The organism is Paenarthrobacter sp. NPDC092416 (genome assembly GCF_044755025.1).
Taxonomy (GTDB): Bacteria; Actinomycetota; Actinomycetes; order Actinomycetales; family Micrococcaceae; genus Arthrobacter.
Window position 1 is genome coordinate 75,273 of record NZ_JBIVQG010000001.1, and the last position, 16,409, is coordinate 91,681.

The window sequence follows — 16,409 nt, forward strand, 5'->3', positions numbered from 1 at the left end:
CCCCATGGTCAACGTCGACACCGCCGAGACCCACTCCGTCGCAGCGCAAGCATCCGCTGCCACTGCCGGCGGCACTGGACGCAACCGGACCCGCATTGCACTGATTGGAACCGGCGGCCGGTCCGAGATGTACATCCGGGCCATCTATGGACAGCACTCGGACGTCGCCGAGCTCGTGGCCATGTCCGACGTCAATCAGGGCAGGGTGGATTTCTATCAGGACCTCATTCAGGAACTCGGTGCACCGGCTCCCGTTGCGTCGTTCGAGCCGGGCCAGCTGACGGAATTCATCCAGGCCAACAACATTGAGCGTGTCATCGTCACCACGCCTGACTACACGCACGCGGACTACATCGTTGAAGCGCTGGAGGCCGGGGCCGACGTCGTGGTGGAAAAGCCACTGACGATCGACGTCGAGGGCTGCCGCCGCATCACCGCTGCCGTGGCGGAAACGGGCCGGAACGTGGTGGTCACGTTCAACTACCGCTACTCGCCGCGCAATACCGCGCTCAAAGAGGTCATCCAGAACGGGGTGATCGGCAAGGTCACGTCCATTGACTTCAGCTGGGTCCTGGACACGGTGCACGGCGCCGACTACTTCCGCCGCTGGCACCGTGAGAAGAAGAACTCCGGCGGCCTGCTCATCCACAAGGCCTCGCACCACTTCGACCTCGTCAACTGGTGGATCAACGACGTTCCCGAGCGTGTCTTCGCCTCGGGCGGACTGCGCTTCTACGGTGACAAGAATGCTGCAGCCCGCGGTTTGGGACCCCGTCCTGAGCGTGGCACGGTGGACGGCCTGGGGCATGATCCGTTCCGCTTGGACCTCCGCGACGACGAGCGGCTGAAGGCCCTCTACTACGACAACGAGAAGTTCGACGGCTACCGTCGCGACCAGGATGTCTTCACCGAAGGAATCACCATCGAGGACAACCTGGCACTGGTTGTGGACTATCAGGGCGGTCCGACGCTGAGCTATTCCCTCAACGCCCACAGCCCGTGGGAAGGCTACCGGGTGACCGTCAACGGCACCGAAGGCCGGGCCGAACTCGAGGTTGTGGAGCGCGCCGCCGTGCTGTCCAGCACCGATAAGAAGACCGTGGTGGACCCGAGCGCAACGCCCATCGAGGAGGAGGATGCCGTTCGCCGCAACGGTGAGCGACTCGTGGTCCAGCGCCACTGGGAGGCCGCGTACGAGGTCCCGATCATCAATGGCGAAGGCGGCCACGGTGGCGGCGACAACCTGCTGCTCTCGGACCTTTTCAACGGTCCGGGGGTTGACCCGCTGGGCCGTCCCTCCGGCTACATCGACGGCCTCCGTTCCGTCTCCGTAGGCATTGCCGGCAACCAGTCCCTGGACACCGACCTCCCCGTCCGAATCAGCGAGCTCGGACTGGGCGCTGACCTCAGCCGCGGCCAGGCCTAAACGGCCTTCGAACCATAAGGAACACCACATGAGCAGGATTTTCGTCACCGGCGGTTCCGGTCGACTCGGCCGCAGCGTGGTGGCTGGCCTCGCTGAGGCCGGTCACGAGGTACTTTCGGTGGACCGCGACGCCATTCCCGCGGAGCAGCTGCCGGCCGGTGCCTTCCAGTACACGGCTGACCTCCTGGCACCGGGAGAGGCCGAGCGGCTCATCCGGGAAACAGCCCCCGACGCCGTCATCCACCTCGCTGCCATTGCCGTACCTTTCAGCGCACCCGAGGAAGTCATCTTCAGCACGAACACCCGGCTCGCCTATGCGGTCATCAGTGCCGCCACGGACGCCGGTGTGCCGAAGATTGTCACGGCAAGCAGCCCCACCGCCCTGGGCTATGGCTCACCGGCCGGGTGGCTGCCGCCGTCGTTCCCGCTCGATGAGCAGACGCCGCCCAAGCCGTGGAACGCCTACGCACTGTCCAAGCTGATCGCTGAGCAGACCGTGCAGATGTTCGCCGCAGCCCAAGGCGGGAAGATCCGGTACGCGGCGTTCCGGCCGTGCTACGTGATCTCTCCGGAAGAGTGGGAAGGCGCACTGACGCAGCAGGGCCACACCGTTCGCGAGAGGTTGCAGGACCCGGCACTGTCCGCACCGGCACTGTTCAACTACGTCGATGCCCGGGACGTTGCCGAATTCCTGGACGTACTGCTGGACAAGATGGACTCCATCCCCAATGGGCAGGTGTTTTTCGTTGGGGCCAAGGATGCTCTGGCTGCAGCACCGCTTTCGGAACTGTTCCCGCGCTTCCTGCCGGGCAGCGGCCCGCTAACGGAACACCTGACCGGTACCAGCCCTGCCTTCTCGGTGGACAAGGCGCGTGAGCTACTCGGTTGGGAACCGAAGCGTTCTTGGCGCACCGAACTGACACCGCCCTTCGAGGGCCCCGATACAGCACATGAACAACAAACACTCAACGACGAGAACCACGCCGGCCTGGTCCCGGCGGGAGCAACCAAGGAGACACCATGAATTTCGACGGCGTACTGTTCTTCCCCGTCACGCCCTTCGCCGAAGACGGCTCGGTGGATGTATCCCTTCTGAAGGAACACATCACCTCGCGCCTTCCGTACGGCCCGGGTGGCGTTTTCCCAGCCTGCGGCACGGGTGAATTCCACGCACTGTCCCTCGACGAGATCCGCACCGTGGTGACTGCCGCCGTCGAGGCCGTCGCCGGAGCCGTTCCGGTGGTTGCCGGCGCGGGCGGACCGCTTGGCCATGCACTTGCCGCAGCGAAGGTGGCCGAGGAAGCCGGCGCCGACGCCTTGCTGGTGCTCCCGCCGTACCTCGTCACCGGTCCCACCGATGGTGTTGTGGCTTACGTCGAGGCGATCGCCGCTGCCAGCAGCCTGCCCGTGATCGTCTACCACCGCGGCACGGCCAAGTTCACGGCCGCAGCCATGACCCGCCTCACCGCGAACCCGAAGGTGATCGGCTTCAAGGACGGAATCGGCGACGTCGGACTGGCACAGGAAATCGTATCCGCCATCAACGCCTGTGGACGCACCGACTTCGCGTTGTTCAACGGTCTTCTTACCGCGGAACTGACGCAGGGCGCGTACCGCGGCTTGGGTATCCCGCTGTACTCCTCCGCCGCGTTCGCCATGGCCCCGGAGATCGCGAAGGCGTACTACGACGCTTACGTCGCAGGCGACGAGGACCGCCGCAACGCTCTCCTCGAGGGCTTCTACGCGCCTCTCGTCCGGCTCCGCGACCAGACGCCCGGCTTCGGTGTCTCCCTCATCAAGGCCGGCCTCCGGCTTGCCGGACTGCCTGTTGGCCCGGTCCGGCCTCCGCTGGTTGACCCCACCGAGGAGCAGTTGCTGGAACTCAAGGCAATCCTGGCCAAGGGCCACGAGCTGGCCGGCAGCTGATGGCAGCCCGCATCACGGGCCTTACCACCCGCCTGATCACGGTTCCGCTGCTCCGCAGCTGGGGCGCGGAGGCCCCCGAGAACCATGTGATTGTCACCGAACTGACCACGGACGACGGCGGCACGGGCCACGGCTTCTCGTGGACACCCACCATTGGACCCCAGGCTGTCAAAGCCCTCCTGGACCACGACATCGCCCCGTTCATCCTGGGTCTCGAGGCCAACCCGGAGGTCGTGTGGGACCAGCTCTGGAAGCGGCTGCATGAAGCCGGCGGGGGAGGCCTGACCACGATCGCCATGGCCGGCGTGGACCTCGCCCTCTGGGACCTGAAAGCACGGCAGGCACAGACCTCGGTGACGGGGCTCCTGGGCCAACGCCAGGACTCGGTGGAAGTGTATGGGTCCGGAGTGAACCTGCACTACACCCTGGATCAGCTTGTTGAGCAGGCCCAGAGGTGGGTTGCGGCCGGACACAGGGCCGTGAAGATCAAGGTGGGCAAGCCTGAGCTGAGGGAAGATGCCGAACGCGTAGCCGCGGTTCGGGACGTCATCGGCCCGGACCGGCTGCTCATGATCGACGCAAACCAGCGTTGGGACCTTGCCCATACGTTCCGGGCCTTGGATGTGCTGGGCGAATACGGACTGGAATGGCTCGAAGAACCCATCCGGGCCGATGACCTCTGGGCTTACCGGCGCCTTCGCAGGCATTCTCCGGTTCCGATCGCGCTCGGGGAAAACGTCCACACGATCTACCGTTTCCGCGACTTCATTGAGGCTGGCGCCGTGGACATCATCCAGCCCAACATTGTCCGCGTGGGCGGCATTACGCCGTTCCGCAGGATTGTTGAGCTGGCCCGCGCCAACAGCATCAGGGTGGCACCGCACCTGCTTCCGGAACTTTCCGGTCAATTGGCGCTCACCTTGGCCGAGGCTGTCAGCGTGGAGGATGTGGAGGACGCATCTTTCGAGCAACTCGGCATCCTGTCCGCACGCTCTCCGGTACGGATCCGCAACAGCCGGCTCAGCACCACAGGCCGTCCCGGGCTCGGCTTCGACTTTGCAGTGACGCCGGCCGCCCCTGAAGGCTCCGCCTCCGGGAAATCCGCATCTGAGAAATCCGCCTCCGGGAACTCCGCCCCTGAGCAATCCGCCCCTGAGAGTAAAGGAAACCGCATTGAGTACAGCAACTCTTGACCTGACCGCCGTGACTGCGGCAGCTACGGCCGCGGCGAAGGTAGCCGCGTCAGCTTCCGACACCGAACGCGCGGCATGGCTGAACGCCGTCGCCGACGCCCTTGACGCCAATGTGGCGGAACTCGTGGCGATCGCCGACGGCGAGACAAGCCTTGGCGCCGTCAGGCTCACCGGCGAGGTGGCCAGGACCAGCGGACAGCTGAGGTTGTTCGCAAACGTCATCACCGAGGGCTCGTACTTGGAAGCCGTGATTGACCATGCGGATCCTTCCTCTACCCCGCCCAAGCCGGACTTGCGCCGCATCCTGCGTCCGATTGGCCCGGTGGCGGTGTTCTCGGCGTCGAACTTCCCGTTCGCGTTTTCCGTGGCCGGCGGTGACACGGCGTCGGCCCTGGCTGTCGGCTGCTCGGTGATCGTCAAGGCGCATTCCGGACACCTTCGCTTGTCTGAGCGCACCGCAGAGGTTGTCACCGAGGCCTTGGCCAACGCCGGTGCCCCGGACGGCCTTTTTGCACTGGTCAGCGGCCGCGAAGCCGGCACAGCCTTGGTGCAGGATCCGGCGATCAAGGCCGTTGGTTTCACCGGGTCGATTCCCGGCGGCCGCGCGCTGTTCGACCTCGCCAATTCACGCCCGGAGCCAATCCCGTTCTACGGCGAACTTGGCAGCCTGAACCCCGTGGTCATCACGGCTGACGCTTTGGCCGAACGCGGCGCGGAGCTTGCGGCCGGCCTGGCTGGTTCGTTCACGCAGGGCGCGGGCCAGTTCTGCACCAAGCCCGGGCTCGTGTTCATTCCCGCGGGCACGGAGTTCGCTTCGCAGCTTGCCGAGGCCAGCAAGGACAAGCCGACCTCAGCCATGCTGACCGAGCGCATCGCCGAAGCCTACCCGCACGGCCTCCGCAGCGTCGCAGACCAGCCGGGTGTCGCCGTCGTCAGTGGCACCGTTGAGCAGGACAGCTTGTCCGACGGCGCCGCTCCCGTGGTGTTCGCCACGAGCGCTGCCAACGTTCTGGAGCGCCCGGACGAGCTGCTGGAAGAGTGCTTTGGCCCCACCACGCTGCTGATCGAGTATGCCAACCAGGAAGAACTGTCCCAGGCGCTGGCCAAGGTGCCGGGCAGCTTGACGGGAACCGTGCACGCGCAGCCTGGTGAGGACGTTTCCGCGCTCGTGGAACAGCTCAGTGAGCTTGCCGGCCGCGTTCTGTTCGATGGCTGGCCCACCGGTGTTGCCGTTAACTGGTCGCAGCAGCACGGCGGTCCGTACCCGGCCACGACGTCGTTGTTCACCTCCGTAGGCGCGACGGCGGTACGCCGCTTCCAGCGTCCGGTCGCTTACCAGGATGCACCCGAAAGCATCCTGCACCCTGCATTGCGCGAGGCGAATCCGCTGGGCATCCCGCGTCGCGTGGATGGCGTGCTGAAGCTCGGCTAACGCCCCAGACAAGGGACGAAAGGGGCGGGGTCACCGTGATGGTGGCCCCGCCCCTTTGGCGTCGGTACTTCAGGTGTGCCGCTTAGGGCCGCAGCGTCAACGGGCGCAGGCGTCCGTCCACAATGGTGATCGGCCAGCGCTCGTCCACCGTCAGCACTTGAACGCCGGAGCCGGTCAGCAGCACGGTGTCCTCGATCTTCACGCCGGGGGCGGAAGGATTCCACGTGAAGGGCTGGTTCAGGACAACGGCGTCGTCCACGTCGGCAGTCACCCTGGGATCACGTCCTGCGTAGCCCGCCGGACCGCCTTGGTGGTGTTGCCGCCACTGGTCCTCTCCGAAACCGTGACGACTGTAGGCCGTCTGGATTTCCGTGAAGACCTCGTTGAGTTTGGCGCCCGGCACAGTGGCCCGGAAGATGTCGGCCTCCACTGCTGCGATCCGAGCCTCGGCGTCGTGCTCCTGGGGAGTACCGGCGTCGAACGCCACCCATCGCGTCACGTTGGCTACCAAGCCGTGGCGCCGTGCGCACACCACTGCCATGGCTCGTCGACCGATGGGGGAGTGCGTGGCCAGGGGATGGCGGAAAGTACTGCGATCGCTGCCATTGCACAGGAGCACCAGGGGCTCGGCGCCCGCAGCAACGATGCGTGCGGCAATCGCAGAGACAACCTGAAACTCCGTGCTCTCCGGCGTTGCCGCTGTGAGGACATCAGTCATTGCGACGGCGGCATCGGCACACAACTGCGCGTAGCGTGCCGCCTCGCCAGGAAGGAGCTGCTGCCGTGCTGCCCGCAATTCCGCAGCGACGGCAGCCTCAGCCAGTGGGCTGCCGTCCATGGCAAGGGCCGACGCCGTGGCGTGAAGCTGGCCGTGCCATGGCACCGTGTGGAGGTCCACGCCCTGCGGAAGTTCCTCGGCGGCGATCCGTTCGGCTTCGTTGTTGAAGCTCACCAGGTGGTCACCTTCCCGGTCCACCAGCAGAGCGGCGATCGGGTCGCCAGCGAGACTGACGTGCATTCGGCTGCCATCCAGATACCACGTGAGCGCGGTGTGGGTGGTGAGCAGCAGCGAATCACGACCGACGGCGTCCAGGATATCCAGGACGCGTCGGCGCTTTACGGCCCTGTCGGCCGCGTTGCCAGGGGCCGAAACGGATACTGCCGGCGTGGATTGAGTGGGCGTGGTCATGCCTTTTCCCCCAAAGTAGTGATGAGCGTTTCAATGTCTTGTGTAGCGAGGAATCCGTCGGCGATGAGAACGGTGACTGTCCGGTGGATCGGGCGTCCCGGCTCGGCGGCCACAGGCGTGTCCCATGCCAAGGAGAGGCCGACGCCGGGATAGCCCGACTGCCTCACGAACCACGGGTCCGGTGCTTGCGGGGCGGATAAGAACACCAGTGTGGCGGGGCGGCCTCCCGCAGCAGGAGCCGAGGCGTCATACGCGCTGCCTACGGGTCCGGCGTCGAGCGCCTGCGCACTGAACGTTCCTGCCCAAGCCAGCCACGGCGCAACGCTGCCATGCACAGCGTCCTCGCCACGGGAGTCGGGGGTCCAGATGGTTGCGCCGGCGACTTTCGGGAGTCGCCAGAAGAAGCCGCCGTAACCGCCCTGCAGGCGTCCGTTCGAGCCGGGACTGCCCAGTAGCACGGGACGTCCAGTGGCGGATTCGAGCGTGAAATCCAGGGTTAGTTGCCACGCAGAAAGCCCGACGGCGGACCAGTGCCATTCGCGCTGTTCGCGCAGGATTGCCGCGCCGTCAGGGCCGAGCCAGGCCAACTGTTCCTGCCTGGACTGTTCCCCGGTGACCCTGCCACTGGCCTGGTCCACCGCCGATTCGAGGACGATCCGGCCGTGATCCTTGCGCCACACGTAACCTCCGGCGTCGCGCGTATAGGTGCGTCCGCCCCAGAAGTTGATCCCATCCACGTCCTGGATGGCTACGCCCGCGCCGAGGTGCCACACATGGTCCTCGGGCACGTGGTCGGTGACCACAGTGCCGGAAAGGGTGCGCACCGGGTGAAGGTACGGGCGTGGCGACGACGTTGGCCGGATATGCGTCCCATCCTGGAGGGTGGCGACCGGCGTCCCATCGATGCTCAATACCGGGAGGCCTGGCTCGCGGGCCCAGGGAGCCCCGAGCTCAGCGAACGTGGCTTGTCCCACCGCAGCTCGGCGGACCAGGGATTCGATGCCGTGAACAACGGGGTGTGCCTCGTCGCCGTCGCCCCTCCACGTGATGAAGTCCGGGTGGATCGGCTGGGGAGCGGGTGCACTGCGGATGGCCTCCAACACGGTCACGTAGGCGCCCGTGCCGCTGAGCGGGCTGAGGAGCTCGCCGCCCGAGCGTGCAGCGAGCAGGTTCTCCAAGAGGTCCGTCCGGCCGAACCGCTCGGTGCGACGGCCGCCCGGAGTGGTGATTTCCACGTGGTCGTCTGTGTAGGAGAAGTGGATTTGCCCCAGCGTCCCGTAGACGGTGACAGCGGGCGCCGACTGCTCAGCGGCGCACAGCGTCAGTGCACACGTCAGAACGGTGCCATCCGCCGTCCGCACCCGGACAACGGATGTGTCGTCGCTTTCGGTGTTGTTGGCGCGGTACAGGTCCGTCTCAACGAGTTCGACGTCGGCAACGGTTCGCGCGCCGGCGAGGCGCAGCCCTGTGGCCACAGCATGCGCCAGGGCGTTCGTTGCCACTCCGTCCACCACGTCCGTTCCGTTGAGGCTGCGCTTGCCGGCCCAACGCGAACGCTGGAAGTAGCCGATGGTCCGGACCCAAAGGCCGGTGGCGCTGATGCCCCGGACTTCGCCGATTTCTCCTGATCCCACCAGCTTTTCGATGGCCGGGAGGGCGTGTGAGCCAAGGCTTTGGAAGCCCACCTGCACGAGTCTGCCGGCCTGTTCCGCGGCCGCCAGTACTTCGGCGTACTGCGCCATGGAGGCCACCGGAGGCTTCTCCAGGAAGACATCGGCCCCGGCGGCGATCGCGGCGAGGGCAAGAGGGGCGTGCGTTTGGATGGGCGTGGAGATGATGACGACGTCCGGTGCAGTTCCAGCCGTCAGGAGCTCGTCGAGGGAGCCGAAGATCTGCACTTCGGGGCCAAGCCGGCCTTGGGTTGGCGGCAGAGGATCGGCGACGGCCACCAACTCGAGGGCGCCCGCGTCGCTGAGGCGCGAGATGTTATCCAGGTGCCTGGCGCCGAAGCCGTGGACGCCAACCAGCGCGATGCGAGGCAACCTGGGCCGATCGGCCAGAGGGACGCCGGTAGCCGATGAGGTCTCGGCGGACGTTGAGGGCAAGGTCATGGGGTTGTCCTAGCGGGATCAGTGGCGGGAAATTTGTCGGAGTGGTGGGCCCGCAGACTTGCGGCGAGGAATGCGGCCGCCTCGTCCTGCATGGCCGGGGTGAAGACATGGGGGCCGGGCCAAAGGCTCCCGGTGTATCGCCCCGATGACATCCGCGCTGTCAGGTGGGCGTCGGCGTCGCGCATTCCCTGTTCCGGGAAAAGCTCATCGGCCAGGGCGTACTGGACCAGCACCGCGTCTGCGGTGGAGCGCACCACCAGATCCGGCCAGTCACCCAGCTTTGACAGCCCAGGGGAGTGCAGCAACCAGGAGTGGGCGTCGAGGTACGCCGGGAGCAGCGAGTCGAAGGTGGTCATCATGCAAGTGACCACGTAACTGCGAATCAGCGGGCTGAGGGCCGCGAGCACCATGGCCCGGCCACCGCCACCGGAGAAGCCAAGGCATCCGAGTCGCTGCGCGTCCACTCCCGGCAGCGCCGCGAGGACGCCCAACGCCGCAAGGTCATCGTGTGCGGCCACACCAGCCACGCTGCTGCCCAGGAGGGTCGCGGCCTTGGCCACCGTCTCCTCATGCGACGCGGCCGCTGCGTTGTACTCCTCAACCTTGGAGGGTTCGACGCCGGCCTCCCGCCAGAGTGCGCGCTTGCCGTTGACTGCGTTGGCAGTCCGCCACGGTTGGGGTTCGAGGCCGAACCGCCGGCTTCCCCACATGAAGGTGTCGTGTGCCAGGACGGCGAAGCCTTGCTGCGCCAGCCACGTGGCCAACGGGCGTCCGCCGTAGAGCTTTTCGCGCAACTCACGGGGTAGCGGGTCAAGGGGCAGCGGGCCCAAGGTGTCCGTTGGCCTCGTACCGGCGCCGTGTTGGTTTTCGCTGCTTGGCATGGCGACCAGCCGTTCCGCGCCGTGGGACTTAATACCTCCATGGCAATGGAGGGCCAGAAGGCCGGGCAGGGGGCCACTGGCGTCGGCCGGACGCACGAACCAGGCGGACGTCCTGGGCCCAAAGCCGGGCTGCCACGACAATCGCGAGGTGATGACGCCGTCGTGCGTTACTTCAGAGTCAGCCCGGTACTCGGCATCGTGGGCCACTGCGGGAACGCCCAGGGTATCGGCGAGCTCTTGGGCAAGCGGCGATCCTGCGTGGTGCTTATGCCTTGCGGCGTATGCGGGCCAGTCCTCGTAACCAGCCAAGGCGCTGGGCCGGGCAGTTGTTGGTGCCATGTCAGCCGTCGTCATGGCAGTGGCAGTTCGTGCGGAACAATGGTGTCCTGCCTTTTCGATGCGGATAGGTGTGCGGGACCGCACGCCGGGCTTCTTCAGCGTGGGGAAAACAGGTGAAGCGGCTTCAGCAAGAAAACGCTTTCTCAAAAATTAGCAAAAGGCTGTACATGGGTCAAGAAAACGTTTACTTTGGTACGGAGCCGCTATTGACCGGGACTTCAATCCTGGTTGGCGAGGGGACTTCGCCGGGTACTCAGATGGCGTCCCCCGCGGCAGTAAGTGTCAAGACCCGTATTCCGTGGAAGGCCACGATGACCAAAGGAGACCACATGGCCGCACAGCAATACCCCGGGACGTCGGAAGGCGTCTGCGGTCCTGCGAGGGGGAAGCGATGAGCGCTATTGGCGAACTCTCCACCATGAGCCGGCGCAAGGGCCCCATGAGCAAGGAAGAGAAGAAGGCGAACGGCCGCGACAACAAGGCCGCCTATGTCTTCCTCCTCCCGTGGCTGATTGGCCTGGCGGTCATCACGGTCGGCCCCATGCTGATGTCGTTGTACCTGTCCTTCACCGACTACAACCTCCTGCAGCCGCCGGAATGGGTTGGCCTGGATAACTTCGTCCGCATGTTCGGCGACGCGCGGCTGCACAACTCGCTTCGCGTCACGTTCACGTATGTCCTGGTGGGCGTTCCGCTGCAGCTCGCTGTGGCGCTGCTGATCGCTTTGGTCCTGGATAAGGGCATTCGCGGTCTTCCGTTCTACCGCTCCATCTTCTACTTGCCGTCGCTACTCGGCGGATCCGTGGCTGTCGCCATCCTCTGGAAGCAAATCTTCGGGACCACCGGCCTGGTAAACCAAGTCCTTGCCATGATCGGCATCGAGGGGCCGGGCTGGATCTCGGACCCCAATACCTCTCTGGGTTCCATCATCCTGCTGCACGTGTGGACGTTCGGCAGCCCGATGATCATCTTCCTGGCTGGCCTGCGGCAGATCCCGAACATGTATTACGAGGCTGCTGAAGTCGATGGTGCCACCACGCTGCAGAAGTTCTGGCGGATCACGCTGCCTATGTTGAGCCCCATCATCTTCTTCAACCTGGTGCTGCAGATCATCGGCTCGTTCCAGTCGTTCACCCAGGCGTTCATCGTCTCCGGCGGCAACGGCGGTCCGTCCGACTCCACCATGTTCTTCACGCTCTACCTCTACCAAAAGGGCTTTGGCCAGTTTGATATGGGTTACGCCTCAGCGATGGCCTGGTTCCTGCTGGTCATCATCGGTGCCTTCACTGCCATCAACTTCATCGCTTCAAAGTATTGGGTGTTCTACGATGACTAAACTCCAGACCCTCCCCGCCAGCACTTCCTCCGACAAAGGGAAGCCCAGCAAAAGCCCGCGCCGCCGTGAATCTCCGGGAAGCCTGGCGTTCAGCCGCAGCGCCCGTATCAAGGGACTCGTCAAGCACGCGATCCTGATCCTGGTCGGCGGGGTGATGATCTACCCGCTGCTATGGATGGTCGTGTCCTCGCTCCGGCCAAACGACCTCATCTTCCGGGAGCCCGGACTGTGGTTGGACAGTCTTGAAATGAGCAACTACACCGATGGCTGGTCCGCGCTGACCCACCCCTTCGGCCACTACATGCTCAACTCGGCGATTGTGGTCCTCGGCTCGATCGTGGGAAACCTGATCTCCTGCTCCATGGCGGCGTACGCGTTTGCCCGCCTGCAGTTCACCGGCAAGAAGCTGTTCTTCGGCATCATGCTGCTGACCATCATGCTTCCGTTCCACGTGGTGATCGTGCCCCAGTACATCTTGTTCTCGCAGATCGGCTGGGTGAACACGTTCTGGCCGCTCATCGTGCCCAAACTCCTGGCCACGGACGCATTCTTCGTCTTCCTCATGGTCCAGTTCATTCGCGGTATTCCCAAGGAACTCGATGAAGCTGCCCGCATTGACGGCGCCGGCCACCCCAGGATCTTCCTGCGGGTCATCCTGCCCCTGATGGTCCCGGCTCTTGCCACCACCACCATCTTCACCTTCATTTGGACCTGGAATGACTTCTTCGGCGCCCTGATCTACCTGACGGACCCGGACATGTTCACCGTTCCCGTCGCTTTGCGCGCTTTCGTGGACTCCCAATCGGCCACCAGTTGGGGATCGCTCTTTGCGATGTCCATCGTGTCCCTCTTCCCGGTGTTCCTCGTCTTCCTGTTCGGCCAGCGGTTCCTCATCAAGGGCATCGCAACCACCGGTATCAAATAGGCCCGGATCGATGGCGAGGGTCCGCGGGCCCTTGCCAACACCTAAGACAAGTCGACGTCTTGTCATACAAGAGTGTGACTTGTACCATAAGGTGCATTCAAGAAAACGCTTTCTCATTCGCATCAAGATCAAAGAAGATCGGAGACAACAGTGCCGGTATTTCCAAAGGGTGAAGCAGTCGCCCCCGCAGTGGCCCAAGGTGTCCGCGCGTCGGACCCCAAAGCCAAGCGGGCCAAGCGCAGGCTTCGCGCCTCAGCCATCATCGCGGCCACGGCAGCTGCCGTCCTGGCACTCAGTGCTTGTGGTGGCGGGGCAGAGCAGAAAAGCGCCGACGGCAAGGTAGAGCTCCGCTTCTCGTGGTGGGGCGGCGACAAGCGCGCACAGCTGACGCAGGCGGCCATCGCTGCGTTCGAGGCCGAGAACCCGAACATCAAGGTCAAGGCCGAGTACGGCGACTGGAGTGGTTACTGGGACAAGCTGGCAACGCAGGTTGCCGCCAACGATGCTCCGGACGTCATCCAGATGGACGAAAAGTACATCACGGAATACTCCACCCGTGGCGCACTCCTGGACCTCTCCAAGTACGACATTGACACCTCCAAGTTGGACGAAGCCGCACTGAACGCGGGTAAGGGTGCCAAGGGGCTCACCGGCATTGCGGCAGGCATCAACGCTGCCACGATTCTTGCCAACCCGGCCGTCTTCAAGGCTGCCGGCGTCGCACTCCCGGATGACAAGACCTGGACTTGGGACGACTTTGAGCGCATCGCCGCGGAGGTCACGTCCAAGTCACCCAAGGGAACCTACGGCGCTGCAGCCTACGGTACGGACGAAGCTTCCCTCGGAGTCTGGCTGCGCCAGAACGGCAAGTCGCTCTACACCTCTGACGGCAAGCTGGGCTTCGAGCCGTCGGACATCAAGGGTTACTGGGATTTCCTGAAGGAACTGAGCGAGAAGAAGGCAGTTCCGTCGGCATCGGAGATTGTTGAAGCCGAAGCTGCTCCGCTGGACCAGAGCGGCCTGGCCACTGGCAAGAATGGCATGGCGTTCTGGTGGTCCAACCAGCTTCCCGCGCTCGAGAAGGCTGCCGGTGGTGAACTGCAGATCCTCCGCTTCCCGTCCAAGACCGGCAAGGCGTCGGATACGCAGCTCTGGTACAAGGCGTCCCAGTTCTGGTCCGCCTCATCCAGGACCAAGCACCCTGAAGAGACGGCAAAGTTCATCAACTTCCTGACCAACAACGTCAAGGCCGGAGAAATCCTGCTGGCAGACCGCGGTGTTTACCCGAACTCCGAAGTCCGCGACGCCATTGCACCCAAGCTGGCCGCGGCGGACACCAAGGTGGTCAATTTCATCAGCGACATCCAGCCCGAACTTGGCGAAGCGCCTGCTGCTCCGCCGAAGGGTGCAGGCGCCATCCAGGAGATCATCAAGCGCTACAGCTCCGAGGTCCTGTTTGAAAGGCTCTCCACGGAAGAGGCCGGCAAGAAGGCTGTGGACGAAATGAAGTCCGCAATCGGGGCCTAGTCTTCACCAGGCATTGCGCCACAGAACCGCGCCCCGGGCGAATCATTCGTGATCCGCCCGGGGCGCGGTTTTTGCTGTCCCTTACGCGGGTTGGTCTTCCGCGATGACGGCGACGGCTCCGGCGGGTACGACGCCGCTGAAGCGGAGCCCGCTGAGCAGCTCGTCGCCGTCGGCCTTCACGGTGGCGTCCTCGCGACTGTGGTTGACGGCAAACAGGAAGCTCCGGCCGTCTGCGGCACGGCGGCGCGTCAGTTCGACGCCGGCAGAAGCCTCGGCGGCGGACGTCACGCCGGCTTCGGCCAGAAGGCGGTCGGTTAGTGCGTCGATGCCATCGGCGTCGGGCAGCGTAGCCAGGTACCAGGCAGATCCGGCGCCGACAGCCCTGCGCGTAAGTGCCGGAACGCCGTCGAGCGGGTAGTCCGTGAATGTTGCAAGCACCTCAGTGGACGCTCCGACGTGGACGTGTTCGCTCCAGAGCGAACCCACGGTTCCGTCGCTCAACGTGACAGATGAACCGGGGAACAGCGGGTGGAATTCCTCGGTCCGGATGCCCAGAAGTTCGCGGAAAGCGCCTGGGTAGCCGCCCAGGCGGACATGGTCACGCTCGTCCACAACGCCGCTGAAGTAGCTGATCAAAACTGTCGCGCCGGCCTCTGCTGCCGCGGCGATCGAAGCGGCTGCAGCGTCGGTCACGGCATGCAGCGTGCAGACCAGGACCACTTTGTAACCGGAGAGGTCGGCAGAGGGGTGGACGAAGTCCGCGGTGACCCCGCGCAGGTACAGGGACCGGTGGAACGCCCGCATTGTCTCGAGGTACTTCAGCGAATTGCTGGGGTGCGAGTCCAGTTCCGAAGCCCACCATGCCTCGTAGTCGAACACGATGGCCACCTGGGATTCCACGCGGGAGCCCTTGACGGAATCCAACGTGGACAGCGCGGCTCCGAGCTCCACCACGTTGCGCCATACCTGCGTGTCGCGCCCGCCATGCGGAACCATGGCCGAGTGGAACTTCTCCGAGCCTGCTTTGCTTTGCCGCCACTGGAAGAACATGACAGCGTCGGCGCCGCGGGCAACGTGCTGGAGCGAGTTGCGCAGCATTTCACCGGGCATCTTGGGCTGGTTGTGCGGCTGCCAGTTGACCGCCGACGTCGAGTGTTCCATCAGCATCCACGGCTCGCCGCCGGCCACGCCGCGAGTGAGGTCCGCGCTGAACGCGAGTTCAATGGTGCGTTCGGGGTCTGCTGCCACAAGGTAATGGTCGTTGGCGACGACGTCCATGTTCTTGGCCCAATCGAAGTAATCCAGGGCTTTGGTGGCGCTGGAGACCATGAAGTTGGTGGTTGCCGGAACGTTCGGCGTGACGTCGCGGATCACGGCAAGCAACGCGCGGTAGTAGTCCATGAATGCCCATGAGCTGAAGCGGGCGAAGTCCAGTTGCTGCCCCGGATTCAGCATGGTGGGCGCCATGCCGGGCGGGATGATCTCTTCGAAAGAAGCGTAGTGCTGGGACCAGAAGGCGGTTCCCCAGGATTCGTTGAGCGCGTCGATGGATCCATAGCGGCGTTCCAGCCACCGGCGGAAGGCTTCGACGTCTTCGGCGCCATGGAACTCGGAAACGTGGCAGCCGAGCTCATTGTCGACGTGCCACAGGGCCAGCGCCGGGTGGTCCTTGTACCGTTCGGCTATAACACGCGTCATGGTGGTGGCGTACCGGCGGTACACGGACGACGACGGAGTGTAGTGCCGCCGTGAGCCGCGTTCCAGCGTGGTTCCGTCCGCCGTGACAGGCAGGATTTCCGGGTACTTTTTCGCGAGCCAGGCCGGTGGCGATGCCGTGGCGGTAGCCAACGCCACCTTGATTCCGGCTGCGGCAAGGTTGTCCATGACCTCGTCCAGCCAGCCGAAGTCGTACTGTCCCTCCACGGGTTCCAAGAGCCCCCAGGAGAAAATGGCGACGCTCAGCAGGTTGACACCGGCTTCCTTCATCAGCTCGATGTCTTCCAACCGGATGTCCTCCGGCCACTGCTCGGGGTTGTAGTCACCGCCGTATGCCAGGCCGTCGATGCTGTTCCAAACGGACGGACCTCGGGAGAATTCAAGGGAGGGCACGGGGACTCCTTCGTC

11 protein-coding genes and 2 pseudogenes are annotated in these 16,409 nt (G+C 64.6%); 8 read left to right on the plus strand and 5 right to left on the minus strand.

Annotation, left to right across the window (positions count from 1 at the left end; genetic code table 11):
- The first annotated feature begins 4 nt into the window (after positions 1-4).
- From ACIQC5_RS00345 to ACIQC5_RS00360, 4 genes and pseudogenes are all read left to right on the plus strand, one after another.
- Positions 5-1,426 carry a Gfo/Idh/MocA family protein gene (locus ACIQC5_RS00345; RefSeq protein WP_400277608.1) on the plus strand — a complete coding sequence of 474 codons (1,422 nt, stop codon included), beginning with the start codon at positions 5-7 and terminating at the stop codon, positions 1,424-1,426.
- Between the two features lie 28 nt (positions 1,427-1,454).
- Positions 1,455-2,450 (plus strand): NAD-dependent epimerase/dehydratase family protein, encoded by a 996-nt coding sequence (locus ACIQC5_RS00350; RefSeq protein WP_400277609.1) that lies wholly within the window; start codon positions 1,455-1,457, stop codon positions 2,448-2,450.
- Complete coding sequence (locus tag ACIQC5_RS00355; protein WP_400277611.1) at positions 2,447-3,352, plus strand: 5-dehydro-4-deoxyglucarate dehydratase; 906 nt, start codon at positions 2,447-2,449, stop codon at positions 3,350-3,352. Before ACIQC5_RS00350 ends, ACIQC5_RS00355 begins: the two co-directional genes overlap by 4 nt.
- A pseudogene (locus tag ACIQC5_RS00360) lies at positions 3,352-4,413 on the plus strand (mandelate racemase/muconate lactonizing enzyme family protein); the annotation flags it as partial. The gene ACIQC5_RS00355 and the pseudogene ACIQC5_RS00360, both read left to right, overlap by 1 nt.
- A gap of 59 nt (positions 4,414-4,472) precedes the next feature.
- On the opposite strand, the pseudogene ACIQC5_RS00365 reads toward ACIQC5_RS00360, so the two are convergent.
- Positions 4,473-4,526, minus strand: a pseudogene (locus tag ACIQC5_RS00365) (hypothetical protein); the annotation flags it as partial.
- Here ACIQC5_RS00365 and ACIQC5_RS00370 point away from each other — a divergent pair.
- Positions 4,526-5,977 (plus strand): aldehyde dehydrogenase (NADP(+)), encoded by a 1,452-nt coding sequence (locus ACIQC5_RS00370; protein WP_400277613.1) that lies wholly within the window; start codon positions 4,526-4,528, stop codon positions 5,975-5,977. The pseudogene ACIQC5_RS00365 and the gene ACIQC5_RS00370 overlap by 1 nt on opposite strands.
- 82 nt (positions 5,978-6,059) lie before the next feature.
- Here the strand turns inward: ACIQC5_RS00370 and ACIQC5_RS00375 are convergent, their stop codons facing one another.
- The 3 genes from ACIQC5_RS00375 to ACIQC5_RS00385 are packed head-to-tail and all read right to left on the minus strand — an operon-like array spanning position 6,060 to position 10,497.
- Positions 6,060-7,166 carry a M24 family metallopeptidase gene (locus tag ACIQC5_RS00375; protein WP_400277615.1) on the minus strand — a complete coding sequence of 369 codons (1,107 nt, stop codon included), beginning with the start codon at positions 7,164-7,166 and terminating at the stop codon, positions 6,060-6,062.
- Positions 7,163-9,277 (minus strand): DUF6807 family protein, encoded by a 2,115-nt coding sequence (locus ACIQC5_RS00380; protein ID WP_400277617.1) that lies wholly within the window; start codon positions 9,275-9,277, stop codon positions 7,163-7,165. The genes ACIQC5_RS00375 and ACIQC5_RS00380 overlap by 4 nt, the downstream gene beginning before the upstream one ends.
- A complete protein-coding gene (locus ACIQC5_RS00385) occupies positions 9,274-10,497 on the minus strand; it encodes an acetylesterase (protein ID WP_400277619.1) in 1,224 nt (407 codons plus the stop codon). Before ACIQC5_RS00385 ends, ACIQC5_RS00380 begins: the two co-directional genes overlap by 4 nt.
- A 391-nt stretch (positions 10,498-10,888) precedes the next feature.
- On the opposite strand from ACIQC5_RS00385, the gene ACIQC5_RS00390 reads away from it, so the two are divergent.
- The 3 genes from ACIQC5_RS00390 to ACIQC5_RS00400 all read left to right on the plus strand — a co-directional run bounded on the left by ACIQC5_RS00390 (position 10,889) and on the right by ACIQC5_RS00400 (position 14,285).
- Positions 10,889-11,833, plus strand: a complete 945-nt coding sequence (locus ACIQC5_RS00390) for a carbohydrate ABC transporter permease (RefSeq protein ID WP_400277620.1) — start codon at positions 10,889-10,891, stop codon at positions 11,831-11,833.
- Positions 11,826-12,758 (plus strand): carbohydrate ABC transporter permease, encoded by a 933-nt coding sequence (locus ACIQC5_RS00395; RefSeq protein ID WP_400277621.1) that lies wholly within the window; start codon positions 11,826-11,828, stop codon positions 12,756-12,758. Before ACIQC5_RS00390 ends, ACIQC5_RS00395 begins: the two co-directional genes overlap by 8 nt.
- Before the next feature lie 150 nt (positions 12,759-12,908).
- A complete protein-coding gene (locus tag ACIQC5_RS00400) occupies positions 12,909-14,285 on the plus strand; it encodes an ABC transporter substrate-binding protein (protein WP_400277623.1) in 1,377 nt (458 codons plus the stop codon).
- Positions 14,286-14,366: 81 nt separating this feature from the next.
- On the opposite strand, the gene ACIQC5_RS00405 is transcribed toward ACIQC5_RS00400, so the two are convergent.
- Positions 14,367-16,394 (minus strand): beta-galactosidase, encoded by a 2,028-nt coding sequence (locus ACIQC5_RS00405; RefSeq protein ID WP_400277624.1) that lies wholly within the window; start codon positions 16,392-16,394, stop codon positions 14,367-14,369.
- Positions 16,395-16,409: the final 15 nt, after the last annotated feature.

Bases quoted from the DNA above. Each gene is read 5' to 3' on its own strand.
- ACIQC5_RS00375 (WP_400277615.1), bottom strand. From the start codon at position 7,166: ATGACCACGCCCACTCAATCCACGCCGGCAGTATCCGTTTCGGCCCCT.
- ACIQC5_RS00355 (WP_400277611.1), top strand. From the start codon at position 2,447: ATGAATTTCGACGGCGTACTGTTCTTCCCCGTCACGCCCTTCGCCGAA.
- ACIQC5_RS00385 (WP_400277619.1), bottom strand. From the start codon at position 10,497: ATGGCACCAACAACTGCCCGGCCCAGCGCCTTGGCTGGTTACGAGGAC.
- ACIQC5_RS00390 (WP_400277620.1), top strand. From the start codon at position 10,889: ATGAGCGCTATTGGCGAACTCTCCACCATGAGCCGGCGCAAGGGCCCC.
- ACIQC5_RS00350 (WP_400277609.1), top strand. From the start codon at position 1,455: ATGAGCAGGATTTTCGTCACCGGCGGTTCCGGTCGACTCGGCCGCAGC.
- ACIQC5_RS00345 (WP_400277608.1), top strand. From the start codon at position 5: ATGGTCAACGTCGACACCGCCGAGACCCACTCCGTCGCAGCGCAAGCA.
- ACIQC5_RS00380 (WP_400277617.1), bottom strand. From the start codon at position 9,277: ATGACCTTGCCCTCAACGTCCGCCGAGACCTCATCGGCTACCGGCGTC.
- ACIQC5_RS00395 (WP_400277621.1), top strand. From the start codon at position 11,826: ATGACTAAACTCCAGACCCTCCCCGCCAGCACTTCCTCCGACAAAGGG.